The 22,340-nt window shown below is 41.5% G+C and carries 26 protein-coding genes; all 26 read left to right on the top strand.

Features of this window, described 5'->3' with window-relative positions; all coding sequences use genetic code 11:
• The first annotated feature begins 7 nt into the window (after positions 1 to 7).
• The 26 genes from cbiD to HMPREF9186_RS00565 all read left to right on the top strand — a co-directional run bounded on the left by cbiD (position 8) and on the right by HMPREF9186_RS00565 (position 22,338).
• Positions 8 to 1,132: a cobalt-precorrin-5B (C(1))-methyltransferase CbiD gene (gene cbiD, locus HMPREF9186_RS00440; RefSeq protein ID WP_009730868.1), complete on the top strand. Its 1,125-nt coding sequence runs from the start codon at positions 8 to 10 to the stop codon at positions 1,130 to 1,132.
• Positions 1,123 to 1,749: a cobalt-precorrin-7 (C(5))-methyltransferase gene (locus HMPREF9186_RS00445; RefSeq protein WP_037613823.1), complete on the top strand. Its 627-nt coding sequence runs from the start codon at positions 1,123 to 1,125 to the stop codon at positions 1,747 to 1,749. Before cbiD ends, HMPREF9186_RS00445 begins: the two co-directional genes overlap by 10 nt.
• Entirely contained in the window at positions 1,727 to 2,290 is a 564-nt protein-coding gene (locus HMPREF9186_RS00450) for a decarboxylating cobalt-precorrin-6B (C(15))-methyltransferase (protein WP_009730870.1), read from the top strand. Before HMPREF9186_RS00445 ends, HMPREF9186_RS00450 begins: the two co-directional genes overlap by 23 nt.
• Before the next feature lie 4 nt (positions 2,291 to 2,294).
• A complete protein-coding gene (locus HMPREF9186_RS00455) occupies positions 2,295 to 3,068 on the top strand; it encodes a cobalt-precorrin-4 methyltransferase (protein WP_009730871.1) in 774 nt (257 codons plus the stop codon).
• On the top strand, positions 3,058 to 4,116 hold the full coding sequence (locus HMPREF9186_RS00460; protein ID WP_009730872.1) for a cobalt-precorrin 5A hydrolase: 1,059 nt from the start codon (positions 3,058 to 3,060) through the stop codon (positions 4,114 to 4,116). Before HMPREF9186_RS00455 ends, HMPREF9186_RS00460 begins: the two co-directional genes overlap by 11 nt.
• 25 nt (positions 4,117 to 4,141) lie before the next feature.
• Positions 4,142 to 4,867 carry a precorrin-3B C(17)-methyltransferase gene (cobJ, locus tag HMPREF9186_RS00465; protein WP_009730873.1) on the top strand — a complete coding sequence of 242 codons (726 nt, stop codon included), beginning with the start codon at positions 4,142 to 4,144 and terminating at the stop codon, positions 4,865 to 4,867.
• Complete coding sequence (cobK, locus tag HMPREF9186_RS00470; RefSeq protein ID WP_003006931.1) at positions 4,864 to 5,625, top strand: precorrin-6A reductase; 762 nt, start codon at positions 4,864 to 4,866, stop codon at positions 5,623 to 5,625. The genes cobJ and cobK overlap by 4 nt, the downstream gene beginning before the upstream one ends.
• Positions 5,622 to 7,082 (top strand): uroporphyrinogen-III C-methyltransferase, encoded by a 1,461-nt coding sequence (gene cobA / locus HMPREF9186_RS00475; protein WP_009730874.1) that lies wholly within the window; start codon positions 5,622 to 5,624, stop codon positions 7,080 to 7,082. The genes cobK and cobA overlap by 4 nt, the downstream gene beginning before the upstream one ends.
• Positions 7,075 to 7,842 (top strand): sirohydrochlorin cobaltochelatase, encoded by a 768-nt coding sequence (locus HMPREF9186_RS00480; protein WP_009730875.1) that lies wholly within the window; start codon positions 7,075 to 7,077, stop codon positions 7,840 to 7,842. The genes cobA and HMPREF9186_RS00480 overlap by 8 nt, the downstream gene beginning before the upstream one ends.
• Positions 7,843 to 7,852: 10 nt before the next feature.
• Positions 7,853 to 8,557, top strand: a complete 705-nt coding sequence (locus HMPREF9186_RS00485) for a cobalt-factor II C(20)-methyltransferase (protein WP_009730876.1) — start codon at positions 7,853 to 7,855, stop codon at positions 8,555 to 8,557.
• 18 nt (positions 8,558 to 8,575) lie between these two features.
• Positions 8,576 to 9,304, top strand: coding sequence for an energy-coupling factor ABC transporter permease (locus HMPREF9186_RS00490; RefSeq protein ID WP_009730877.1), 729 nt, complete (start codon positions 8,576 to 8,578; stop codon positions 9,302 to 9,304).
• Positions 9,301 to 9,585 (top strand): energy-coupling factor ABC transporter substrate-binding protein, encoded by a 285-nt coding sequence (locus tag HMPREF9186_RS00495; RefSeq protein ID WP_009730878.1) that lies wholly within the window; start codon positions 9,301 to 9,303, stop codon positions 9,583 to 9,585. The genes HMPREF9186_RS00490 and HMPREF9186_RS00495 overlap by 4 nt, the downstream gene beginning before the upstream one ends.
• 33 nt (positions 9,586 to 9,618) lie before the next feature.
• Positions 9,619 to 10,308 carry a CbiQ family ECF transporter T component gene (locus HMPREF9186_RS00500; protein WP_009730879.1) on the top strand — a complete coding sequence of 230 codons (690 nt, stop codon included), beginning with the start codon at positions 9,619 to 9,621 and terminating at the stop codon, positions 10,306 to 10,308.
• A 4-nt stretch (positions 10,309 to 10,312) separates the two neighbouring features.
• Positions 10,313 to 11,128, top strand: coding sequence for an energy-coupling factor ABC transporter ATP-binding protein (locus HMPREF9186_RS00505; RefSeq protein ID WP_009730880.1), 816 nt, complete (start codon positions 10,313 to 10,315; stop codon positions 11,126 to 11,128).
• Positions 11,113 to 12,612: a cobyric acid synthase gene (locus HMPREF9186_RS00510; RefSeq protein ID WP_009730881.1), complete on the top strand. Its 1,500-nt coding sequence runs from the start codon at positions 11,113 to 11,115 to the stop codon at positions 12,610 to 12,612. The genes HMPREF9186_RS00505 and HMPREF9186_RS00510 overlap by 16 nt, the downstream gene beginning before the upstream one ends.
• The gene (locus tag HMPREF9186_RS00515; protein ID WP_006596220.1) at positions 12,612 to 13,196 is read left to right on the top strand and encodes a cob(I)yrinic acid a,c-diamide adenosyltransferase; all 585 of its coding nucleotides are present in this window, start codon (positions 12,612 to 12,614) and stop codon (positions 13,194 to 13,196) included. The genes HMPREF9186_RS00510 and HMPREF9186_RS00515 overlap by 1 nt, the downstream gene beginning before the upstream one ends.
• Positions 13,197 to 13,198: 2 nt before the next feature.
• Complete coding sequence (locus tag HMPREF9186_RS00520; RefSeq protein WP_009730882.1) at positions 13,199 to 13,630, top strand: precorrin-2 dehydrogenase/sirohydrochlorin ferrochelatase family protein; 432 nt, start codon at positions 13,199 to 13,201, stop codon at positions 13,628 to 13,630.
• Positions 13,631 to 13,646: 16 nt separating this feature from the next.
• Positions 13,647 to 14,903 (top strand): glutamyl-tRNA reductase, encoded by a 1,257-nt coding sequence (hemA, locus tag HMPREF9186_RS00525; RefSeq protein WP_009730883.1) that lies wholly within the window; start codon positions 13,647 to 13,649, stop codon positions 14,901 to 14,903.
• A complete protein-coding gene (hemC, locus tag HMPREF9186_RS00530; protein WP_009730884.1) occupies positions 14,890 to 15,813 on the top strand; it encodes a hydroxymethylbilane synthase in 924 nt (307 codons plus the stop codon). The genes hemA and hemC overlap by 14 nt, the downstream gene beginning before the upstream one ends.
• Positions 15,798 to 16,523 carry a uroporphyrinogen-III synthase gene (locus tag HMPREF9186_RS00535; protein WP_009730885.1) on the top strand — a complete coding sequence of 242 codons (726 nt, stop codon included), beginning with the start codon at positions 15,798 to 15,800 and terminating at the stop codon, positions 16,521 to 16,523. The genes hemC and HMPREF9186_RS00535 overlap by 16 nt, the downstream gene beginning before the upstream one ends.
• Complete coding sequence (gene hemB / locus HMPREF9186_RS00540) at positions 16,513 to 17,481, top strand: porphobilinogen synthase (protein ID WP_009730886.1); 969 nt, start codon at positions 16,513 to 16,515, stop codon at positions 17,479 to 17,481. Before HMPREF9186_RS00535 ends, hemB begins: the two co-directional genes overlap by 11 nt.
• Positions 17,482 to 17,489: 8 nt before the next feature.
• Positions 17,490 to 18,773, top strand: coding sequence for a glutamate-1-semialdehyde 2,1-aminomutase (gene hemL / locus HMPREF9186_RS00545; protein WP_009730887.1), 1,284 nt, complete (start codon positions 17,490 to 17,492; stop codon positions 18,771 to 18,773).
• 10 nt (positions 18,774 to 18,783) lie between these two features.
• On the top strand, positions 18,784 to 19,368 hold the full coding sequence (gene cobU, locus HMPREF9186_RS00550) for a bifunctional adenosylcobinamide kinase/adenosylcobinamide-phosphate guanylyltransferase (protein ID WP_009730888.1): 585 nt from the start codon (positions 18,784 to 18,786) through the stop codon (positions 19,366 to 19,368).
• Positions 19,365 to 20,087, top strand: a complete 723-nt coding sequence (cobS, locus tag HMPREF9186_RS00555; protein ID WP_009730889.1) for an adenosylcobinamide-GDP ribazoletransferase — start codon at positions 19,365 to 19,367, stop codon at positions 20,085 to 20,087. Before cobU ends, cobS begins: the two co-directional genes overlap by 4 nt.
• Positions 20,084 to 20,695 carry a histidine phosphatase family protein gene (locus tag HMPREF9186_RS00560; protein WP_009730890.1) on the top strand — a complete coding sequence of 204 codons (612 nt, stop codon included), beginning with the start codon at positions 20,084 to 20,086 and terminating at the stop codon, positions 20,693 to 20,695. The genes cobS and HMPREF9186_RS00560 overlap by 4 nt, the downstream gene beginning before the upstream one ends.
• 107 nt (positions 20,696 to 20,802) lie before the next feature.
• Positions 20,803 to 22,338 carry an ABC transporter substrate-binding protein gene (locus HMPREF9186_RS00565; RefSeq protein WP_009730891.1) on the top strand — a complete coding sequence of 512 codons (1,536 nt, stop codon included), beginning with the start codon at positions 20,803 to 20,805 and terminating at the stop codon, positions 22,336 to 22,338.
• Positions 22,339 to 22,340 lie beyond the last annotated feature (2 nt).

Below are 22,340 nucleotides of genomic sequence, written 5' to 3' on the forward strand. Positions count from 1 at the left end.
GAACTATATGGATGATTACGCATATGTCAATGGAAAAAAACTAAGAAAAGGGTTCACTACTGGAACTTGTGCGACAGCTGCTACAGCCGCAGCGATTAGCATGATTCTCAATCAAGATATCGAAGAAAAAGTTACAGTTTCTACGGCGAATGGAGTCGAAGTAACAATGGATATCAAAAATCCTTCTTTTGGTGAACTGACTGCTAGTGCCGCTGTCGAAAAAGATGGTGGTGATGATGCAGATGCGACGCACGGACTCCTGATTTATTCGACAGTGACTCTCTTACCAGATTCAAATGACATTGAGATCGATGGAGGAGAAGGTGTTGGTCGCGTCACACAAAAAGGGCTGAAATGCGATGTTGGAATGGCCGCAATCAACCCAACTCCTCGGGCTATGATTGAAAAAACAGCCCGACAATTACTGGGTCCAAACTGCGGAGCGAAAATTATTATTTCGGTACCGGGTGGGGAAGAAACAGCCAAGTTGACCTATAATTCACGCTTAGGAATTGTAGGAGGGATCTCCATTTTGGGGACGACAGGAATTGTCAATCCTATGTCGGAAGAGAGTTGGAAAGCCTCTATTACGATTGAATTAACCATGTTATACAATCAAGGCTATCGGTCTGTTGTGTTAGCTCCCGGAAATTATGGTGAGGACTTTGCGACCAATGTGCTGGGGATTCCACCTCATCGAATTGTGAACATGAGTAACTTTGTTGGGCATGTCCTTAAAGAAGTCCAGCGGATTGGCTTTACTCGCGTCCTGATGGTTGGTCACATGGGTAAATTTGTCAAGGTCGCTGGTGGGATTTTCTCAACTCACAGTAAAGACTCAGATGCGCGAATGGAAATCATTATGGCTAATCTAGCCTTGCTAGGGGCTCCAGTTGAACTTCTTGAGAAAGTCGATCAGTGTATTACAACAGATGCGGCTGGAACTTTAATTGAGGAGTATCACTACGAAGAAGTTTATCAAGTGCTGGTGGACAAGATGAAATTCCGTTCGGAGCGGTTGCTGCGGAATCGGAAGCCGGAAGTCAGCATTGATGTAGTAACCTTTGGGACAGAAGCTGGGTACCTAGCCTCAACCCAAACATTAGAAGAAATAGCGGAGGAATGGACGTGATCTATGTAATTGGAATAGGGCCAGGAGCCCCTTCCTATGGACTTTTGGGAAGTGAAGAGATCTATCAGAAGGCAGACTATATTCTTGGAAGTGAGCGACATTTAGAAATCCTTCCAGCTGCCTATCAAGAAAAAGGGGTTGTACCTCCAAAGAAACTTGCGGAGTTGGCTCAATTAATCGAGTCTTATCCAGAAGATGCAACCATTCTTTATCTAGCATCGGGCGATCCCCTGATCTATGGTTTGGGAAAATGGTTGTCTGAGAAATTTAAAGGGCGCGTGGTGGTTCAGCCTGGGATTTCTTCCTTCCAGTATCTCGCGAGCAAAGTCTTTCTCCCTATGAATGATGCCTACTTAACAAGTAGCCATGCAAAAATTCCTGATTTTGATTTCTTGCTTTCTCTACCCAAGGTATTTATGGTGACGGATAAGAAAATTGGTCCCTATGAAATAGCGCAAGAAGTGATGAAACGGGGATTGAAAAAAGTCTTAATCATTGGTGAAAATCTTAGCTATGAAGATGAAAAAATTGAAATTTTAGCAGAGGACCAAGTGATTGATCGTCAATATGAAATGAATGTGGTGGTGATACTAAATGAAGGATTCGGCATTTATTAGAGCAAAGGTCCCAATGACAAAAGAAGAAGTCAGGGCTATCAGTATTGATAAATTGGACTTACACAAGGCAAAGAGAATGTTGGATGTTGGCTCTGGTACGGGCAGTGTAACGATTCAAGCAGCTGTTTCCTTTCCAAATTTGGAAGTCGTTGCAATTGAACAAAATGAAGATGCTGTTGCCTTGACACAGGAGAATATTGACTACTTTGGCTGTCAGAATATTACTCTGATAAAAGGCAAAGCTCCTGTTGAGCTAGAAGGTCAATTCGATGCGATATTTGTCGGTGGAACCGGTGGCAACATGGCAGAAATCTTTGAGTGGTGTGAACATCTGTTAGTTCCGGGAGGGCGCTTTGTGTTAAACTTTATCCTCTTGGAAAATGCTATGGAAGCGATTCAACTTGCTGAAGAGATGGAATGGCAAGACTTAGATGTTGTATCCATTCAAGCGAGCAGATGGTCTGCCCTAGGAAAAGGGCATTATTTCAAACAGCAAAACCCTACCATTATTGTTTCAGCTGTGAAACCAGAAAGGAAATAAAGGTATGTCAATTGTACATTTTGTAGGCGCAGGACCTGGTGATGTGGAGCTCATTACCCTAAAAGGTTATCGAAAATTATCCAAAGCGGATGTGGTCATTTATGCGGGCTCTCTCGTGAATCCTGATCTTCTTCAATATTGTAAAAAAGGTGCGGAGATTCATGATAGCGCGTCTATGCATTTGATGGAAATTATCGATGTCATGGAAGAAGCAGTGAAAGCTGGAAAAGACGTCGTTCGCTTACAAACAGGTGATTTCTCTATCTATGGTTCTATTCGTGAGCAAACAGAAGAGATGAAGAAGAGAGGAATTGAGTTTGACTGTATTCCTGGGGTGAGCTCTTTCCTAGGAGCTGCCTCAAGTATTGGAACAGAATATACGGTCCCTGAAGTCTCTCAAAGTGTGATTATCACTCGCATGGCCGGACGGACCCCTGTTCCTGAACGAGAATCCCTTCGAAGCTATGCTCAGCACAGAACTTCTATGGCCATTTTCTTATCTGTACAGGGGATTGAAAAAGTGGTGGCTGAATTGGTTGAGGGTGGCTATCCAATAGAAACACCTGTCGCAGTAATCTATAAGGCAACTTGGCCAGATGAACGCAAGGTCTTTGGGACATTGGAGACCATTACTGAGAAGGTCAAAGAAGCTAAAATTAGAAAAACTGCCTTGATTTTAGTTGGAGATTTCTTGGGTGAAGAATTTTACTACTCTAAGCTCTATCACAAAGATTTCCACCATGAATTCCGTAAAGGATTGAGTTCGCATGCTAAATGATTCCCCTCGTTACGCCATTGTGGCGGTTACTAACAACGCAAAAAATCTCGGATTAGAGCTCAAGGAAAAACTTGGGATTGATTGTCCGGTCTATACCACTGTGAAAATCGCTGACTCTCGAACGGTACCGATTGAAGGACGTGTCATTGAAGGACTTCGGACGGTATTCCAAGAAGTGGATGTCTTGATTTGTATCATGGCGATTGGTGCGGTTGTCAGAGGCATTGCTCCCGTTATTAAAGACAAAACAACAGATCCTGCTGTAATCGTGATGGATGAAAAAGCCAATCATGTGATTAGTTTATTGAGTGGTCACTTGGGTGGGGCCAATCAGGTTACACTTAAAATTGCTGAATTATTAGATTCAAATCCAGTGATCACGACTGCAACAGATACACAAAATGTTGTAGCCTTGGATAATATTGCGAAAGAAGTAAATGGGTGGCGGGAAGAATTGCGCCACTTAGTGAAAGTATTTAATTCTTATCTAGCAAATAAGGACTGTGTCTATTTTTATCAAGAAAAGCCTTGGGTGTCTGACCTGAGAGGTCTAACAGTGATTGAAGAAAATCAGATTCAGGAAGTCCTTGCTTCTAAGAGCCCATTTATTTGGTTGACCTCTCAAGCAGTTGAGGTTGACGAAGAAGTGGTAGCCCTGATTCATCCAAAACCCTATGTTTTAGGAGTTGGAGCAAAGAAGGATCTTCCACCTTCCACATTTATGGAATCTTTTCGTGCCTTTTGTGAACTAGAGGGAATCTCCGGTTCGGAAATCGCAAAAATTGCTAGTATTGATGTCAAAAAAAATGAACAGGCGATACTAGAATTAGCCCAACACCTTGACTGTCCTTTCCAAACCTACTCTAAGGAGGAACTGCTAGTGGTGGCGGATAAATATCCGCAATCGGAATTTGTTAAGAAGACTGTTGGGGTTGGAAGTGTGGCGCTTGCTAGCGCGGACCTTGCAAGTAAAGGAAATGTGCTGACCAAACGGTTTGCACAAAATGGTGCGACATTTGCACTTGGTAAATTAGGTAACAATTATTAAATATTAAATTTAAGGAGCAATAAATATGTTATACGTTATTGGACTTGGCCCAGGTAAAGAAGAATTGATGTCTCAAGAGGCATTGGAAGCAATCAAGGATTGTGAAATTATTGTAGGGTATTCTACCTACATGCGTCTGATCAAAGATCTTGTAAAAGATAAAGAAATGGTTGCAACTGGTATGCGTCATGAAATTGAACGCTGTCAAAAAGCCATTGATCTAGCTCACGAAACTGGAAAAAATGTTGGGGTCGTTTCGAGTGGGGATGCCGGTGTCTATGGAATGGCTGGATTGATCCTTGAATTGTTGGAAGAGAACGATACTCTTGAAGTAAAAGTTGTACCTGGAATTACAGCAAGCCTTGGAGCAGCTGCAGTGATGGGAGCACCTCTCATGAACGACTTCTGTCATATTTCACTTAGTGACTTGATGACTCCATGGGAAATGATTGAAAAACGTCTTCATGCAGCAGCACAAGGTGACTTTGTTGTTTGTTTATACAATCCAAGAAGTAAAGGTCGTCCAGAGCACTTAGCAAGAGCGCTTGAAATTATGTCTGAATACAAAGCCAAAGATACAATTGTCGGTATCGGTAAGGATATCGGACGTAAGGAAGAACAAATTGTGCTTACTACGATTGAAGACTTAGATGAAACTCTTGTAGACATGACTACAATTGTCATTGTTGGAAACAAAGAGACTTATGTGAAAAATGGTCGCATGATCACACCTCGAGGATATACACTATGATAAAACTACTTTTCGGTGGAACAGCTGAAAGTACAGAGATTCTTGAATTCCTCTCGCAAAAGAATATCCCAGTGACTACCTCTGTTGTGTCGGATTATGGCCGCCATTTAGCTTCTAAATTTGGGCAGGACGTGGTCCAAGGAAGAATGACAGCTGACCAAATGGTTGCTTTCATCAAAGAGAATGACGTTGATGAAATTATTGATGCTTCGCATCCCTTTGCGGATATTGTCTCTCAAGAAGCGATGAAAGCAGCGAATCAGGCTGGAATTCCATATGTGCGCTTTGAACGACAAGCTACCATCGACTTATCGGGTGCTACCGTTGTCCATTCGACAGAAGAAGCTATTGAATACATCAAAGAGAAAGAGTATAAAACAGTCTATTTAGGAACTGGAAGCAAAACCTTGCCACTTTTTGTTCATGGTTTACCAGAGTCGCGTATTGTGGTTCGTGTTCTTCCAACTTCGGAAGTTCTAAAAGGTTGTGAAGAGTTGGGACTTGTTCCGGATCAAATTGATGCTATCAAGGCTCCTTTCTCTAAAGAGTGCAACAAGCAATTGCTGGCTCGCTCCAAAGCGGAAGTGTTTGTTTCCAAAGAAAGTGGAAGTATTGGTGGGATTCGAGAAAAAATCGAAGGCTGTCAAGAACTTGGAATGGATTGTGTGATTATTTCACGACCTATTGTCAACTATCCTAAAGTAGTGTCAACTATTGAGGAATTGGAAACTCATTTAAAGAAAGAGGTGAATGGATGAGCGGCTTTGTTAGTTTAGTAGGTGCGGGTCCAGGAGATGAAGAATTAATCTCTCTTAAAGGAGCACGGAGACTTGAAGAAGCGGATGTTCTCATCTATGACCGCTTAGTAAATCCTATGCTTCTGTCCTACACAAAAGCGAACTGTGAAAAGATCTATGTTGGTAAGATTCCTAATCAACCTTGTGTTTCTCAAGAAAAAATTGAAGAAGTCTTGGTTGCAAAAGCCAAAGAAGGGAAAAAAGTTGTTCGCCTAAAAAGTGGCGATCCCTATATCTTTGGCCGAGGAGGAGAGGAAGCTCAAACTCTTATTCAAGAAGGGATTCCCTTTGAAGTTGTACCAGGAATTACCTCAGCTATAGCAGGCCTTGCCTATGCAGGTATTCCCATGACCTTTAGAAATATCGCGACTAGCTTCCATGTCTTTACTGGCCATCTACAAGATGCCAGTGAAGCATTGAACTGGGATGCGATTTCCCACTTAAAAGGAACTTTAGTCTTCCTTATGGGAATGAAAAACTTGCAGACCATTTGTGAAGAATTGATGGTTCGTGGTTACGATAAGGAAACTCCGGTTGCGATTATCGAATGGGCTACTCATCCTCAACAACGTTCCATCGATGGAAAATTAGAGACCATTGTTGAACTGGCTGAAAAACACCAGATGAAAGCGCCAAGTTTAATTGTGATTGGTGACGTCGTTGCTTTCCGTAAGGAATTAAACTACCATGAAAAACTTCCTTTATTTGGTCGAACTATTTTGGTTCAAGAAACGCCAAATGCTAAACTTCCAAAACTGTTGAAGGATGCTGGGGCGACAGTTTACGCTTTTCAGTCTCCAAGTAAATTGCTTGCAAAAGAATTGTCACTACCTGAACTCTCTAGCATTGATGGGCTATTGATCACTGATCCTAGCTCTTGGAAATTCTTTGTTGCCTATTTGCAACAAGAAGATCTGGATATTCGGAGTCTCAGCCATCTGAAGATTGTAGCAAGTGGACATCATACCATCAAGACCATTAAAGAAGCAGGTATTCGCCTCTATGATCAAATCAATGATGTTGCAGAAGAGAATTTTGTAAAACGGATGAGTGAGCAAGAAGGAAACTGGATCATTCTCACTTCTGATATTAAGGAAAAAGCAGTAGCAGAAGTTTTGAACTTCCCGATCTACACCACTCATACTGTGGCCTTTGAAAATGAATCATTCTCTTATCATGCAGAGGATATTCAGCTTGTTTGTTTACCAAATTCTGCTGCGGCCTACCACTTTGTTTTGATGGCAGAGAAAACCCAAGAGAATTGGAAAGAGAAGCCCATTATCATTATGGGAGACAATACCAGATCTGTCTTGGAAAAAGCAGGCTATCATCACTTGATTGAATCGGAAGAAAAGACCTTAAAATCTGTTTGTAAAGCTTGCCAAACTTTTTTTAGAAGGGAAAGTGAAAATGAGTAAAGCGATTATAGTTGTTAGTTTCGGGACGACCTATCCTGAAACACGTAAGAAAACCATTCAAGCCTGTGAAGAAGCCATCCAAAAACGATTCCCTGATTTTCAAGTGTATCGTGCCTTCACTTCGAATGTTGTCATTAAGAGAATTAAGGAAAACGAAGGAATCACAGTTCCAACAGTTAATCAACTATTGGAACAATTGAAAAAGGATGGTGTCAGGAAAGTATACATTCAACCGCTTCATGTTATTCTAGGAAGTGAGTATGAAAAAGTCCTTCATCAAGCCAACCAATTGAAACATGAATTTGACATTCTAAAAATTGGAAAACCGTTACTCTTTAGTGAAGAGGATTATGAACGGGTGGGAGATATTCTTGTTGAAGAATACGGTCAATATGATGCGCAAGAAGCGACTATCTTGATGGGACATGGTAGTCAGCACTATGCCTTTACAGCTTATGCTGCATTAGACCACATGCTGATGGACACACCGGTTTATATCGGGTGTGTGGAATCTTATCCACCAGTAGAGGACCTTGAAAAACGGCTGGAAGCTAAGGGCATTAAAAAAGTACATCTTGCTCCATTTATGTTGGTTGCAGGAGATCATGCAACAAATGATTTGTGTTCGGATGAAGAAGGCTCATGGAAACACTTTTTCACAGAAAAAGGCTATCAAGTGGAAACACACTTGATTGGACTTGGGGAATACCCAAGTGTTCAAGAACTTTATGTTCAACACTTAGAACAAATCATTCAATAGGAGGACCATCATGGCAACATTTTACGGAATTGGGATTGGTCCAGGTGATAGTGAGCTCGTTACCGTTAAAGCAAAGAATATCCTGAATAAATTAGATATCTTGTATACGCCAGAAGCTAAACGTGGTGCTAAAAGTGTGGCTTTGACGATTGCGAGTCCCTATGTCAGTGATCACTTAGAAATTAAACAACGTCATTTTCCAATGGTTCGTTCGCTAGAAAAGAAAGAACCTCAGTGGGAACAAATTGCTGCTGAAGTGGTGGAAGATGTGAAGGCTGGGAAAAATGTTGGTTTTATCACGCTTGGAGATCCAATGGTCTACAGTACCTATAGTTACCTGTTGAGATTAATTGGAGATAGCATCGATACCCAAACAATTCCTGGAATTACCTCATTTGGTAGTATGGCTTCTGTCTTAGGCCAACCTTTAACCATGGATGAGGAGTCCTTTGCAGTGGTACCTGCTACAGCAGAGGCTGATAAGATTGACCAAGCTTTGGCAATTCATGATACTGTCGTCATTATGAAGGTGGCCAGACATTTGGATGTCGTTCTTCCTTTGTTGGAAAAACACGACCTGATTGAAAAAACATTTTTAGTCAGTCACGCTTCCACAGAAAAGCAAAAGATTCTGTACGGAGTATCAGAATTAACTGTTGATGACAAATTAGATTATTTTACAACCCTATTGGTTAAAAAACATCCATTGGGGTAATGAAAAAGGAGTGATATTATGAAACGAAATAAAAAAATGCTAGCAATTGCTTTATTAGTATTGCTATTCATCTTTAGACCTCAACCTGTTTCAGCTATGCACATTATGGAAGGCTATCTCCCATTGGTATGGTGTATCGTTTGGTTCTTACTATTTTTACCATTCTTCATCTTCGGTTTGATCAAGATTAAGAAGATTGTTTCAAAAGATCCAAATTCAAAAACTATGTTGGCCTTGTCAGGTGCCTTCATCTTTATCTTATCTTCATTGAAAATCCCTTCCGTAACTGGATCTAGCTCTCACCCAACTGGTGTAGGTTTGGGAACTGCTATGTTTGGGCCATCAGTTATTAGTGTGTTAGGAACCATTTGTTTGTTGTTCCAAGCTCTTCTTTTAGCCCACGGTGGTTTGACAACACTTGGTGCTAATGCCTTTTCAATGGCTGTAGTTGGTCCATTTGTTGGATTTGCAGTTTACAAATTCAGCCGTTCTTTGAAACTATCTAAACCAATTTCACTCTTCTTGTGTGCGATGATTGCTGACTTGGCAACTTATGCAACAACTTCCCTTCAACTTGGATTGGTTTTCCCAGATCCAACTACAGGAGTATTTGGATCTACCATTAAGTTCTTGGGAGTCTTTCTCATTACACAAATTCCAATTGCGATTGTAGAAGGACTACTTACAGTAATCTTCTATAACTTGATTTCAGAAAATGCTAGTGAAAGAGAGGGTCTATTCCTATGAAAAAACATAAGAATCTTTTGTTATTAGCAGCTGTTGTTGTAATTATTGTCGGTGCTTTCTTATTTGCCCCTAAAGGAGTAGAATATAGTGGTACAGATGATGCGGCTGAAAATGCAATTTCAACCATTCAGAAAGACTACAAACCATGGTTTTCACCATTGTTTGAACCACCAGGATCAGAAGTAGAAAGCTTACTCTTTACCCTACAAGGTAGCATCGGTGCAGGAATCATCTTCTATGTCATCGGCTACCAAAGAGGGAAGAAGCATCAAGATAAATAAATATTTCATTTAGCATTTGTATGGGAGGAAACTATGTTTGTAATTGATCGCTACGCTTATAATAATCGATGGACTGATGTTCCAGAATTAAATAAATTCATTCTATTTATTATATTAATGGTAATTTCATTTTCTGGGTTTCTTCCCTTACAAATACTGTTAATTGTTATAATGATTCCCTTAACTTGTTATATTGCTAAACTTCCAGTTTTAAAATACTTGAGTTGGTTTCGTTATCCTTCTATTTTCATTTTATTAAGTATGGCTACTTTTGTTATTAGTTACGGTGAAAATAGTCATCAATTTTTAATGGCGATACCAGTTGGAAGTCATGGCTATTTAGGAGTTTTTCATTCTTCTGCCAAACAAGTTGGACCAATTGTTATGAGAATTTATTGTTCTTTAATTTCAACCTATTTTATGGCTTTAACCATTCCTTTTAACCAAATGATGAAACTCTGTAAAAGACTTCATTTGCCGGATATCCTAATGGAATTAATCGTACTGATGTATCGTTTTATCTTTTTAGTATTAATCGAATTTTTAACAATTCGAGATACCTTAGATTTGAAATTTTCATTTGTTAATAAGAAAAAATCTTATCTTGGCTGGGGAAGATTAGCCAATACCTTATTTGTCAAATTATTGGCGGATAATCAGCGCTTAAATGATGTCCTAACCCTAAAATTTGCTCAAGCTAAAGAAATTGATGAAGAGGAATAAAAATATGTTAAAATTAGAGAATATTACAGTTTTATTTGATGATTTGAAAGCTGTGGACCATGTGAATATGGAATTCATGGAAGGAAAGATTACTGGAATTATTGGAACCAACGGTTCCGGGAAATCTACCCTGATGAAGGTCATGACCAAATTGCTCAAGCCCCAAGAAGGCAGTGTGAGTTTGGATAATCAGGTCATTCAAGATAAGAAGAAAGCTTTGTTTGCTTACCGGCAAGAAGTCAATATGGTCTTTCAAAATCCGGAGCAGCAATTGTTTTATACCATTGCCAAAGATGATATTGGCATGGCGTTAGAGAATTTAGGGTACTCCAAAGAGGAGTGTGAGAAACGGGTTCAAGAAGCCATTGAACTGATGGACATCGAAGAGTTGCAGGATCGACCGGTGCAATATTTGAGTTACGGCCAAAAGAAAAAAGTAGCCATTGCGGGGATGTTAGCTCTCAAACCACGTTTTCTATTGTTAGACGAGCCGACTGCTGGATTGGATCCTAAAGGGCGGGACCAAATGGCCATGATTATGAAAAAACTAGTTTCCAATGGAACCAGTATTATTGTTACCAGCCACGACATGGATCTCATGTATGACTGTTGTGACTATGCCTACCTCATCAAAAAAGGCCAGATTATGACCCAAGGAACAAAATATGAAGTATTCCAGGAAGAAAAATTGTTGTTAGATGCTGGACTTTCTGTGCCATGGATTGTCAAACTTCATCAGGCAATCCAGACACCCCTTGTTGAAAATGAAGAGATTCTATTTGAGCAGTTGAAAGAAGGATATCTATGGCAAAATCGTTAATGATTCAGGGAACAGCCTCCGATGCGGGTAAAAGCTTAATTGCTGCGGGCTTGTGCCGTATTTTAAAGCAAGATGGCTACACGGTCGTTCCCTTTAAATCTCAAAATATGGCCTTGAACTCCTTTATCACCAAAAAAGGATTTGAGATGGGGCGAGCACAGGTGGTACAAGCAGAAGCAGCGGGCATCGATCCAGATGTCCGTATGAATCCGGTCTTACTCAAGCCCACTTCAGACCGCAAATCTCAAGTGGTTTTTATGGGGAAAGTCCTAAAAGATATGGATGCAGTAGATTACCATGAATTTAAGCAAGAGTTACTGCCTAAAATCAAAGAAGTCTACCAAGAATTGGACCAGGAGTATGATGCTATTATCTTGGAAGGTGCGGGTAGTCCAGCTGAAATCAACTTAAATGAACGCGATATCGTCAATATGGGGATGGCTCGTCTGGTTGATGCTCCGGTCATCTTAGTTGCGGATATTGACAAGGGAGGCGTATTTGCCTCCATTTATGGTACAATCGAATTAATGCCAGAAGAAGACCGCAAACGCATCAAAGGGGTTCTGATCAATAAATTTAGGGGAGATGTTGCCCTCCTTCAATCTGGAATCGATATGATCGAAGAGCTTACCCACGTGCCTGTCCTAGGTGTGGTTCCTTATGCAGATATTGATATTGATAGTGAGGATAGTGTGGCCTTAGGCAGTAAAGGACGCAGCTTTAATCATGAAAAAGACCTGGATGTGGCCATTATCACCCTAAAACGCATCTCCAACTTCACAGATTTTCATAGTTTGGAAATTCAACCGGACGTTTCAGTTCGTTATGTCATGCCAGGGGATGCCATTGGAAATCCGGATCTCTTGATTCTACCTGGAAGTAAAAATACTATCGAAGATATGCAAGTTCTCCAAGATTCAGGGATTGTTGATGAAATCCGGAAATGCGCTGATCAGGGTGTCCGCATTTTTGGAATTTGTGGAGGCTTCCAACTCTTAGGCAAGAAAATTTCAGATCCAAACCATGTCGAATCAGAATTGGATGAAATTGAAGGATTGGGACTTCTTGATGTTGAAACCCAAATGCAAGGAACCAAACGCACCACACAGGTTCAAGCAGAACATGAGGGGCAACTCTTGGAAGGTTACGAAATCCATATGGGAGAAACTGAAATTTCTGATCAGGTGTCGCCTTTCTCTCGCATTGTTCTTCAGAATGGGGAAGAGACGAGCAGATATGATGGTGCCGTTTCCCCGGATAAACGAATCCAAGGAACCTATCTTCACGGAGTATTTGATAATTCTCAATGGACACGTGATTACTTGAACCAAATTCGCATAGAGAAGGGCTTGGAACCTATCACAGATCAGGCGATTGATCTCAAAGAATTCAAGGATTTGCAATATGATAAACTGGCAGCAGTTATTCGTGAAGCAGTCGATATGAAAAAGATTTACCAGATTATGAACGGAGAAGAGCTTTAATGAGAATTTACACTAAGTATGGGGATAAAGGGTTTACCCGACTATATGGTGGGGATCGTGTGTCCAAAACACATATTCGTGTGGAAGCATACGGGACCATGGACGAATTGTGCTCTCAAGTTGGCTACCTGGTATCTGAAATGAAGGAATACAAAGAATTAGATGATATCAGAGAAGAATGTGAAGAAATTCAGCAACATTTATTTGATTGTGGAAGCGATCTTGCTACTCCTAGAGAATTAAGACCTTATAAACAAAAGGAGTCAGATATTACCTTCCTAGAAGAAAAAATGGATGCTTATATGCACATTCCAGAAAAGATTGATCGCTTCATTATTCCTGGCGGCCATCGGATCGCCAGTCTCTGTCATGTTGCTCGTACTATGACCCGTCGATTGGAGCGAAAAATGGTCGCTGTCATTGAAGCAGATGAAATGGTCAATGAAGTCGGCTTGATCTATATCAATCGCTTGTCAGATTACTTCTTTGTCATAGCGCGCTTGGTCAACCATCGCCTAGAAGTCAAAGATACAGTCTATAAACGAAGTGCTAAGATTTTTAGAGAAAGAAAAGAGGGAGAATAGTCATGTATCCTGTCATGATGAATATCCAAAATAAACCAGTCGTTATTATTGGTGGGGGAAAAGTAGCAGCCCGCAAGATTAAGACTTTGTTGTCAGAAGGGGCCAAGGTTACAGTCATTAGTCCTGAAATCAATGAAGTGATTCCTAAATCGCAGGTTGAATGGATTCAAAGAAGCTACCAAACTGGGGATTTGGAAGGGGCAAAATTGGTATTTGCCTGCACAGATAACCAGGAAGTCAATAAAAAAGTGATGGAAGAGGCGCACCCTAGTCAGTTCGTCAATAATACTGGGGATAAGAAAAATTCCGATTTTTATAATGTGGCTATTGCTTCAAATAAGGAACTTTCCGTCATGATCTCTACAAACGGCTTATCGCCATCGCGCTCAAAAGAAGTCAGAAAAAAGATCGAACAACTTTTAGATCAATTGTAAGAACGGGGCGGACAGAATGTATTTATTATATGTTGGTGTCACTCATCGTGTAGCACCATTATCCATTTTAGAGCGGGTTCATTTTTCTGATGAAGAAAAAAAAGAAGCTCTACTCAAATTAAAAGAGGAAAAGAGTATTCTGGAAGATGTCATCCTTTCAACCTGTAACCGGACAGAGTTGTATCTGGTTGTTGACCAACTGCATACCGGTCGCTATTATTCCAAGCATTTTTTGGCAGATTGGTTTCAGATTGACATCGAGGAACTTGAGCCTTATCTTACCTTTAAAGAAGGCAATGAGGCTTTAGAACATTTATTTAGAGTATCCATTGGCTTAGATTCCAAGATTGTAGGTGAAACACAAGTTCTCGGTCAATTAAAGCAGGCCTTTTTGAGCGCCCAAGAAACTGGTACGACAGGAATCGTCCTCAATCAAGCTTTTAGGCAAGCCGTGACCTTTGCTAAAAGAATGCACGATGTCTACCGGATCAATGCCCGGCCTATGTCCATCGGTTTGACCTCTTTACAAATGTTGGATAAGGAAGACCTTGATTATGAGAATACCAAAATCGTGGTCATCGGATTAGGGGAAATCGGGCAATTGGTAACCAAGTACGTTCTACAACGTCCCTTTCAGTCTATCCGCTTGGTGAATCGTACCCTTTCCAAGGCCAATCCTTATTTAACAGAAGATCGTATTCAGGCTTATTCTTGGGATGATTTAGAAGAAGCCGTGAAAGATGCGGATATCATTTTCACTGCTATCAAGTCTGAAGGCTATATTCTCTATCCGCATATGGTGAAAGCAGGTGCGATTGTTTTCGACTTATGCTTGCCACGGACCTGTCATCCAAATTCGTCCATTACCATTCACAATATCGAAAATATCACCAGCGAATTGCAAGCATTTTTTGAGGAAAGAAATGAGATTGCTAAGAGTATCGAAGCAGAGATTTCCAGTGAACTGGTGAGTTTTGAAGAGTGGAAGCAGCAGTTAGGCATTATTCCCCTGATTCAAGAGATTCGAGAAAAAGCCATCCAGGCTCAGCAGTCAGCTATGGAAAGCTTATTACGCAAACTTCCAGATCTTACTGATCGAGAAAAGAAACAAATTTCGAAGCATATGAAGAGCATCATCAATCAGATCTTAAAGGAGCCTTTGTTGCAATTGAAAGAAATGTCTGTGGGTGAAAATTCGGAATATGATATTGCCCTAATTGCTAAAATTTTCGATCTTCATAGTGGAAAGGGAGTGAACCATGAGAAGCATTAAAGTCGGAACCAGGAAAAGTCAGTTGGCCATGACCCAGACCAAAATGGTGGTAGAGCGCTTAAAAGAATGCCATCCTGATGTGGAGTTTGAATTGGTCCCCTATAAAACCCAAGGAGATCGGTTGGTTCATGTTTCTCTGCAAACCATTGGTGGAAAAGGGGTCTTTGTCAAGGAAATTGAGCAGGCGCTCTTAAATCAAGACATCGATATCGCCATCCATAGCTTAAAAGATGTTCCTTCTATCCTTGTGGACGGATGTACCATTGGGGCCATTCCGGAGCGAGAAGATGTCAGAGACTGTCTGATCTATAGAGAAGAAGGCATGACTCTTGAAACTCTTCCGCAAGGGGCAGTTGTAGGGACCAGTAGTATTCGACGCCAGGTCCAACTTCAGAGTCTAAGAAGTGATCTCCAATTCAAACCTTTACGTGGAAATATTGATTCGCGCATCCGCAAGTTACAAGAAGGCGAATGCGATGCTATCGTGCTAGCTGCTGCTGGCCTAAAACGGATTGGGTATATAGATCAGTCGCCCTCTCTCAACTTAGAATTTTTAGACCCTCATACATTTATTCCTGCTGTTTCACAAGGGGCCTTAGCCGTCGAATGCCGGGAAGACGATGAGGAAGTCCTGCATCTATTGGCAGCGATTCATGATCAGGAAGTAGAAAACTGCATCCAATTGGAAAGAAGCTTCCTAAGCTTGATGAATGCGGATTGTACCTTCCCGGTCGGAGCCCATGCTCAATATATCGAGGGGCAATACCAGTTGAAGACCATGTTGGCAGATGGTAAGGATCGTTGCTTGTATGTGTCTCTCACTTCTGAGAATGGGAGCGATCTTCCCAAACTGGCTTTGGAGCAACTAATGGAAAAAGGAGCCTTAACGGACAAATGGTGGGAAGCTTAATTATTTTTACAAGAGAACAAGAGCCCTCTGTCGAATTACAGACTTTACTAGACCGGAACCAAGTCAAATGGTTGCATGCGCCCCTCATTTGCACCCAAGGCAATCCCCTTCCACTCATTTTTGAAGAAAAACTGCCCAAAGCTGATTGGGTCTTCTTTACGAGTGCCAATACAGTTCAGTTATTTCTTCCCTATTTGAGACCTGATTTAAAGATTGCCTCGATCGGAAGTCAGACCAGTAAGTTATTGAGAGAGCATCAACTAGATGTCACCTTTGAGTCCAGTAGTCAGTATGGAGTGGATTTTATCAAGGAGTGGGCTAGTCAATATGGGGATCCGCAAAATATTCTCTTCCCTCATAGTGATTTGGCCAATCCGACCTATCCAAAGATGTTACAGGAATTGGGACATGACGTTTACGCTTGGCCTCTTTATCAAACGGTCGCCAATCAAGAGGGAATCGCTAAAATAAGAGACATCTTGTCCTTAGAGGAAACATGCGTTTGGACTTTTGCCAGTCCGTCAGCCTGGGATGTTTTTTATCAAGAGGGGCTTTCTTTACCAGAGCATCACCAAATTGGGGTGATTGGAGAGACCACAGCAAAAGCTGTTTTAGATTGTGGTGTTTCGGTAAACTATATGCCTTCTAGTCCATCCATGCTACAATTGGTAGAGGTGATTATAAAGGAGATACAAGATTATGAATTTTAAAAGACATCGTAGACTTAGGAAAAATTCTCTCATGAGAGATTTGGTCAGAGAAACGACTGTAAGCGTCAATGACTTTATTCAACCGCTTTTTATAAAAGAAAATCTAGAGCAAAAAGAAGAAGTGACGTCCATGCCAGGTGTCTTTCAATTTGCTTTGACGGATCTTTTAGAAGAGGTGGAATCTTGTGTGCAACTTGGGATTAAATCCTTTATTCTGTTTGGAATCCCTGCAGAAAAAGACGAAGTTGGTTCACAGGCTTCTAGCCCAGACGGGATCGTTCAAAAAGCCCTTCGCTTGATCAAACAACACTTTCCAGATCTCATACTAATTGCTGATACCTGTCTCTGTGAATTTACGAATCATGGACATTGTGGCATCCTAGATGGTGAAACGGTTGTCAATGATCTTTCTTTGGACCGCTTAGTCCAAGTAGCCATAAGCCAAGCAGAAGCCGGAGCAGACATTATTGCTCCTTCGAATGCCATGGATGGATACGTCGCAGCGATTCGTGAAGGCTTAGACAAGTCTGGCTTTGACATGGTACCCATTATGTCTTATTCGGTTAAGTTTGCCTCTAGTTTTTATGGACCATTTCGGGATGCCGGTGAAAGTGCCCCTGCCTTTGGAGACAGAAAGACTTACCAGATGGATCCAGCAAACCGTTTAGAAGCCCTTCGAGAAGCTCAAAGTGATGAAGAAGAAGGAGCAGATTTCCTCATGGTGAAACCAGCTCTTGCCTTCTTGGATGTCTTGAGAGATCTAAGAAATCAAAGTGATCTTCCTCTAGTCGCTTATAATGTCAGTGGGGAATACAGTATGGTCAAGGCTGCTGCTGCCCAAGGTTGGATTGATGAGCGTGCCGTTGTTATGGAAAGTCTTATCGGAATGAAGCGAGCAGGAGCGGATTTAATCATATCTTATTTTGCCAAGGATGTAGCAGGATATTTGAAAGGCTAGGATGAAAGATGAAACGAACACAATCAAATGATTACTTCAAGGAAGCAGAATCTATTTTCCCAGGAGGTGTCAATAGCCCTGTACGAGCTTTTAAGGCAGTAGGTGGCAATCCTCTTTTCATTGACCATTCTCAAGGAGCTTACCTCTATGATGTGGATGGTAATCAATTTGTGGATTATGTGCTCTCTTGGGGACCTATGATTTTAGGACATGCTCGAAAAGAAGTGCTTGAGGAAGTGCAAGAGGCTCTATGGGAAGGAACCAGTTACGGTGCTCCAAGTCCACGTGAGATCAAATTAGGCAAACTGATTAAAGAACGCTTGCCTTTCGTTGAGAGAATCCGTATGGTCAATTCAGGAACAGAGGCAACTATGAGTGCCATTCGTTTAGCGCGTGGGATTACCAAACGACCAAAAGTAGTGAAATTTATTGGTTGCTACCATGGACATAGTGATTCTTTCTTGGTACAAGCTGGCTCTGGTGTAGCAAGCTTTGGGATTGCAGATTCAGCAGGTGTAATTCCTGAGGTAGCGCGTGAGACCATTGCTCTTCCTTATAACGATCTAGAAGCTTTACGGACCTGCTTTGAAGAACACGGGGCAGAAATTGCCTGTGTCATCGTAGAAGCTGTTGCCGGCAACATGGGCTTGATTCCAGGCCACAAAGAATTTATTGAGGAGATTCGCCGCCTCACGACAGAAGCAGGTTCACTCTTCATCATGGATGAAGTCATGACTGGTTTTCGGGCTCATTACCAAGGGGCAGTGGGCTTGTATCAAGTCGATCCAGATTTGATCTGTCTAGGAAAAGTCATCGGTGGTGGTTTCCCAGTTGCTGCTTTTGGTGGGAAAGCTCAATACATGAATCAAATTGCTCCTTTAGGAGATATTTATCAAGCAGGAACTCTATCAGGGAATCCAATTGCCATGGCAGCGGGCTATGAAAACTTGCGCCTATTAACCAAGGAAGTCTTTGATCAAACAGTTGAAAAGACAGACTATCTCTGTCAGGGGCTTCGCCAGTTGGCAGAAAAGCATGGCGTAGCCCTTCAAGTAGTCTCTGTTGGAACCATGTTTGGATTTTTCTTCTCAGAAAAACCAGTTTTGAATTTTGAAGATTCCAAAGAAGCAGATCATCAGCTTTTTGCCAAGGTCCATGGCTTGCTTTTAGAAGAAGGTGTTTATATTGCACCATCTCAGTATGAAAGCAACTTCTTATCAAGTGCTCATTCCTTTGAAGATCTGGACCGTACTTTAGCTGCTTTTGACAAAGTCTTTAGCCACTTGTCATGAAAGGAAGATTATGGGGAAGATTGTTTTAGTCACGGGTGGTGCTCGTAGTGGCAAATCCTCCTTCGCTGAATCCAAACTTTTGCAGAAGGAAGGGGTTTGTTACATAGCAACTGGTCTCGTGATGAAAGAGGATCCAGAATGGCAGGAGCGGGTCAAGCTGCATCAAGAAAGACGACCACAAAGCTGGGATACGCTCGAGCAATACCGGGACTTAGCGACTTGGATTGAACAAGATGATCATGGTGATTACTTAGTAGATTGTGCGACCATGTTAACCACCAATCGACTTTTTGATTTGGTCAATGAGTGGTATCCCGAGAAAGGCTACTTATCAGACGAGCAGTTTTTAAGTAAAGCCGAACAAGCCCGAATTTTGGAAGCCATGGAAGCCGAGTGGTCTCAGATACTTTCTGCCATGAAAGAGCGCCAAGCTACTTTTTGGATTGTCACCAATGAAGTGGGTCTGGGTATTGTTCCAGACACGCGTCTAGGACGTTACTTTAGAGATCTTCAAGGTCGGGTCAATCAAATGATTGCAAAGGAGGCAAGTGAAGTCTACTTAGTTATTTGTGGACTGGCACAGCAGTTAAAATGATTTCAGCACTGATTATCTATACACAATTTTTTAGTCGGATTGTGATTCCAAAAGCGGTTGATCTCTCCTATGTTCGAAAAGGAGTTCCCATTTTAACGCTCTTTGGTCTCTTATTAGGGCTCATTTCCTCCTTATTTTTTGTTTTGACATCTTTGGTACTTCCTGACACCATTGCCTGGATTTTGACCTTGTTCTTTGATGTTCTTTTAACGGGAGGCTTCCATTTAGACGGCCTTGCTGATACAGCTGATGGCTTATTCTCTTCTCGTTCCAAGGAACGGATGTTGGAAATCATGAAAGACAGCCGTATCGGTAGTAACGGTGTCTTGGCCTTAATTTTCTATTACGGCCTCATGATCGCCATGGGACCTTATCTTCCCCAGCCCAAGTGGCTGATTGTCGCTTCTTTATCAATGATTGGAAAGGTTGGTTTGACCATTCAGCTCTACAAGATGCGCTATGCTAGAGAATCTGGTGGCTCTGGAAACTTCTTTTCCGGAACCAAGACCAGTTCCATCCTCTTAGCTCAGATTGTCCCACTGGCTGTTCTTATGGCTGGCTTTTGGCTCAAAGGGCTCCTTGCTTATAGTTTGGTCATTCTTGGAACTCTAGCCTTTCGCTGGTTCGTTTATCAAAAGATTGACGGGGAGACAGGGGATACCTTAGGAGCATCAGTAGAAGTAGCCCAGATATTATTTTTGATAGGAATGATCATATGACAGTAAAAAAGTGGTACCTGATTCGCCATGGAGAAACAGACTTTAATAAAAAACGGTTTTTCTATGGAAAAGCGGATGTCTCAATTAATGAGACGGGAAAAGAACAAGCTGCCCTCCTTCATCAATTGATGAAAGGAAGAAGCATTTCTCGAGTTTATACTAGTCAGCTCAAAAGAACGCAAGAAACAGCTACCATCATTTTCCCAGATCAGAATCCCACAGCTTATAAAGCCTTGAACGAAAGAGATTTCGGCTTATGGGAGGGAAGGACAGCCAACGAAATTCAAGCGGCCTTTCCCTTGGTTTGGGAAGAATGGCTGGAAAGCCCCTTTGAGGTGACGCCGTCTAAGGCTGAACCCTTTGAAAAATTTAAAGAACGGGTCTGGTCGATTGTCAAGGAGATTCGCGAAACAGAAGATCCCGAAATCGTGATTGTAGGACATTTAGGAGTCTTACGCCTGATTTACCAGTTTTTAGTTAATATGGAAGCTGATTTCTGGTCGATCGATATCCCACAAGGAACGGTCTTGCTATTAGAGGACAATGATCCTTGGGAAGAAAGGCTCATCAACCAAGAAGATGACTTGAAGCATTCACAGGACAAGTGATCAAAACACAAAATGATATAGAAAGTAAGACGGTGGTTATTGGGATAGGTCATCTCTTCGTTTTATTTTCTTGCCAATTAAACTATATTAACAGGATGAAGATACAAATGAAAAAATGGAAATTATTTTTAGGAACAGCTTTAGTGAGCGTCGCTCTTCTTGGTTGTGCAAAAACGAATCAACCTTCCTCACCTGAGGAAGCAAAAAAAGCTCAAACAGTCACCATTGGGTACACCCAGTTTCCTACCAATATTGATCCGGCAGATGAGTACAATGGCTGGTTTACTGTTCGTTACGGAGTTGGTGAAACTTTATTTAAAATGGATGATCAGTTAGAACCACAACCTTGGCTAGCTGAAAAAATCGAACAACCCTCTCAATTGGAGTGGAAAATTACCCTTCGCAATGATGTCACTTTCCAAAATGGGGAAAAAATGACAGGTGCGAAGGTAGAGGCCTCTCTAAAACGACTCATTGAAAAGAGTAAACGTGCAGCGGATGACCTTGGAATTGAGAGCATTCATTCAGATGGTCAAACCGTCACCATTAAAACAAAAATAGAACAGCCGATCATGAAGAATCTATTAGCAGAGCCTTATTCTGTTATTGTAGACGTAGATGGGAAGGCTGCCTCTGACAAATCTCCAGTAGGGACAGGTCCGTTTCTTATCAAGACCTATACTCCAGAAACAGGAGCTACTTTAGAGGCCTATGAAAACTATTGGGGTGGTAAAGCGAAGGTGGCACAGGTTCAGATTAAATATTTCTCTGATCCGACAGCTATTTCTGCTGCCCTTCAATCCAAAGAAGTCGATGCTGTTTATGGGCTCCCATATGCTAATTTAGCAAGCTATAAGAAGGACAGCCAGTATAAAATTTCTGAAAAAGAAGGTGGCCGTTACTTAAGCTATGTCTACAACTTTGAAAATCCCTATGTAGCTGATGATCAGTTCCGTCAAGCTTTGGATACCTTGGTCGACAAGAAAACTTTCACAGAATCCCTCTTTAAAGGTGCGGCTGTTCCAGCTACTGGACCGCTCCCTTCTAGCTCCGATTTTGCCTTAGATAAAAGTGTTCATGAGTTTAATGTAGAAAAAGCTAAGAAATTGTTGGATGAGGCCGGCTATAAGGATACCGATGGAGATGGCTACCGTGAAAAAGATGGAAAGAAAGTCACGATTGAATTGCTCTCCTTTACTCGTTTACCAGAAATGCCGTTAGCCATTGAAGCTTCTCAACAACAATTAAAAGAGGTTGGAATTGAAGCGAAGATTCGTAAGGTGGAAGTGAGTGCTGTCGCAAAGGAGAAAGATTACGCCTTCACGCCTTATGCCGTCGTAGCTGCTCCGATTGGCGATCCATATGCTTACTTTAACTCAGCTGTCAAAACTGGGGGAGTAGGAAATGTCGGTCATTATAGCAATGCGGAAGCAGATAAGAAAATTGAAGCCCTTGCGACCGAAACAGATCAGAAAAAACGGATCCAATTGAGTAAGGACATTCAATCCATTGTGGATAAGGATCATGGATATACGATCATTGGATTTTATAAAGTTGCTATCGTCATGGACAAATCCATCTCTCATTTGGAATCCCATCCAACAGATTATTATCATGTAACCAACAAACTCTCGAAGGAGTAAAG

Origin of the sequence: Streptococcus sp. F0442, assembly GCF_000314795.2 — a bacterium.
GTDB lineage: Bacteria > Bacillota > Bacilli > Lactobacillales > Streptococcaceae > Streptococcus.

Bases quoted from the DNA above. Each gene is read 5' to 3' on its own strand.
- HMPREF9186_RS00445 (WP_037613823.1), top strand. From the start codon at position 1,123: ATGGACGTGATCTATGTAATTGGAATAGGGCCAGGAGCCCCTTCCTAT.
- HMPREF9186_RS00505 (WP_009730880.1), top strand. From the start codon at position 10,313: ATGTTAAAATTAGAGAATATTACAGTTTTATTTGATGATTTGAAAGCT.
- hemA (WP_009730883.1), top strand. From the start codon at position 13,647: ATGTATTTATTATATGTTGGTGTCACTCATCGTGTAGCACCATTATCC.
- HMPREF9186_RS00455 (WP_009730871.1), top strand. From the start codon at position 2,295: ATGTCAATTGTACATTTTGTAGGCGCAGGACCTGGTGATGTGGAGCTC.
- HMPREF9186_RS00535 (WP_009730885.1), top strand. From the start codon at position 15,798: ATGGTGGGAAGCTTAATTATTTTTACAAGAGAACAAGAGCCCTCTGTC.
- HMPREF9186_RS00480 (WP_009730875.1), top strand. From the start codon at position 7,075: ATGAGTAAAGCGATTATAGTTGTTAGTTTCGGGACGACCTATCCTGAA.
- hemC (WP_009730884.1), top strand. From the start codon at position 14,890: ATGAGAAGCATTAAAGTCGGAACCAGGAAAAGTCAGTTGGCCATGACC.
- cobA (WP_009730874.1), top strand. From the start codon at position 5,622: ATGAGCGGCTTTGTTAGTTTAGTAGGTGCGGGTCCAGGAGATGAAGAA.
- cobK (WP_003006931.1), top strand. From the start codon at position 4,864: ATGATAAAACTACTTTTCGGTGGAACAGCTGAAAGTACAGAGATTCTT.
- cobU (WP_009730888.1), top strand. From the start codon at position 18,784: ATGGGGAAGATTGTTTTAGTCACGGGTGGTGCTCGTAGTGGCAAATCC.
- HMPREF9186_RS00495 (WP_009730878.1), top strand. From the start codon at position 9,301: ATGAAAAAACATAAGAATCTTTTGTTATTAGCAGCTGTTGTTGTAATT.
- HMPREF9186_RS00460 (WP_009730872.1), top strand. From the start codon at position 3,058: ATGCTAAATGATTCCCCTCGTTACGCCATTGTGGCGGTTACTAACAAC.
- HMPREF9186_RS00450 (WP_009730870.1), top strand. From the start codon at position 1,727: ATGAAGGATTCGGCATTTATTAGAGCAAAGGTCCCAATGACAAAAGAA.
- HMPREF9186_RS00515 (WP_006596220.1), top strand. From the start codon at position 12,612: ATGAGAATTTACACTAAGTATGGGGATAAAGGGTTTACCCGACTATAT.
- cobJ (WP_009730873.1), top strand. From the start codon at position 4,142: ATGTTATACGTTATTGGACTTGGCCCAGGTAAAGAAGAATTGATGTCT.
- hemL (WP_009730887.1), top strand. From the start codon at position 17,490: ATGAAACGAACACAATCAAATGATTACTTCAAGGAAGCAGAATCTATT.
- HMPREF9186_RS00490 (WP_009730877.1), top strand. From the start codon at position 8,576: ATGAAACGAAATAAAAAAATGCTAGCAATTGCTTTATTAGTATTGCTA.
- HMPREF9186_RS00485 (WP_009730876.1), top strand. From the start codon at position 7,853: ATGGCAACATTTTACGGAATTGGGATTGGTCCAGGTGATAGTGAGCTC.
- cbiD (WP_009730868.1), top strand. From the start codon at position 8: ATGGATGATTACGCATATGTCAATGGAAAAAAACTAAGAAAAGGGTTC.
- HMPREF9186_RS00565 (WP_009730891.1), top strand. From the start codon at position 20,803: ATGAAAAAATGGAAATTATTTTTAGGAACAGCTTTAGTGAGCGTCGCT.
- HMPREF9186_RS00510 (WP_009730881.1), top strand. From the start codon at position 11,113: ATGGCAAAATCGTTAATGATTCAGGGAACAGCCTCCGATGCGGGTAAA.
- HMPREF9186_RS00520 (WP_009730882.1), top strand. From the start codon at position 13,199: ATGTATCCTGTCATGATGAATATCCAAAATAAACCAGTCGTTATTATT.
- HMPREF9186_RS00560 (WP_009730890.1), top strand. From the start codon at position 20,084: ATGACAGTAAAAAAGTGGTACCTGATTCGCCATGGAGAAACAGACTTT.
- HMPREF9186_RS00500 (WP_009730879.1), top strand. From the start codon at position 9,619: ATGTTTGTAATTGATCGCTACGCTTATAATAATCGATGGACTGATGTT.
- cobS (WP_009730889.1), top strand. From the start codon at position 19,365: ATGATTTCAGCACTGATTATCTATACACAATTTTTTAGTCGGATTGTG.
- hemB (WP_009730886.1), top strand. From the start codon at position 16,513: ATGAATTTTAAAAGACATCGTAGACTTAGGAAAAATTCTCTCATGAGA.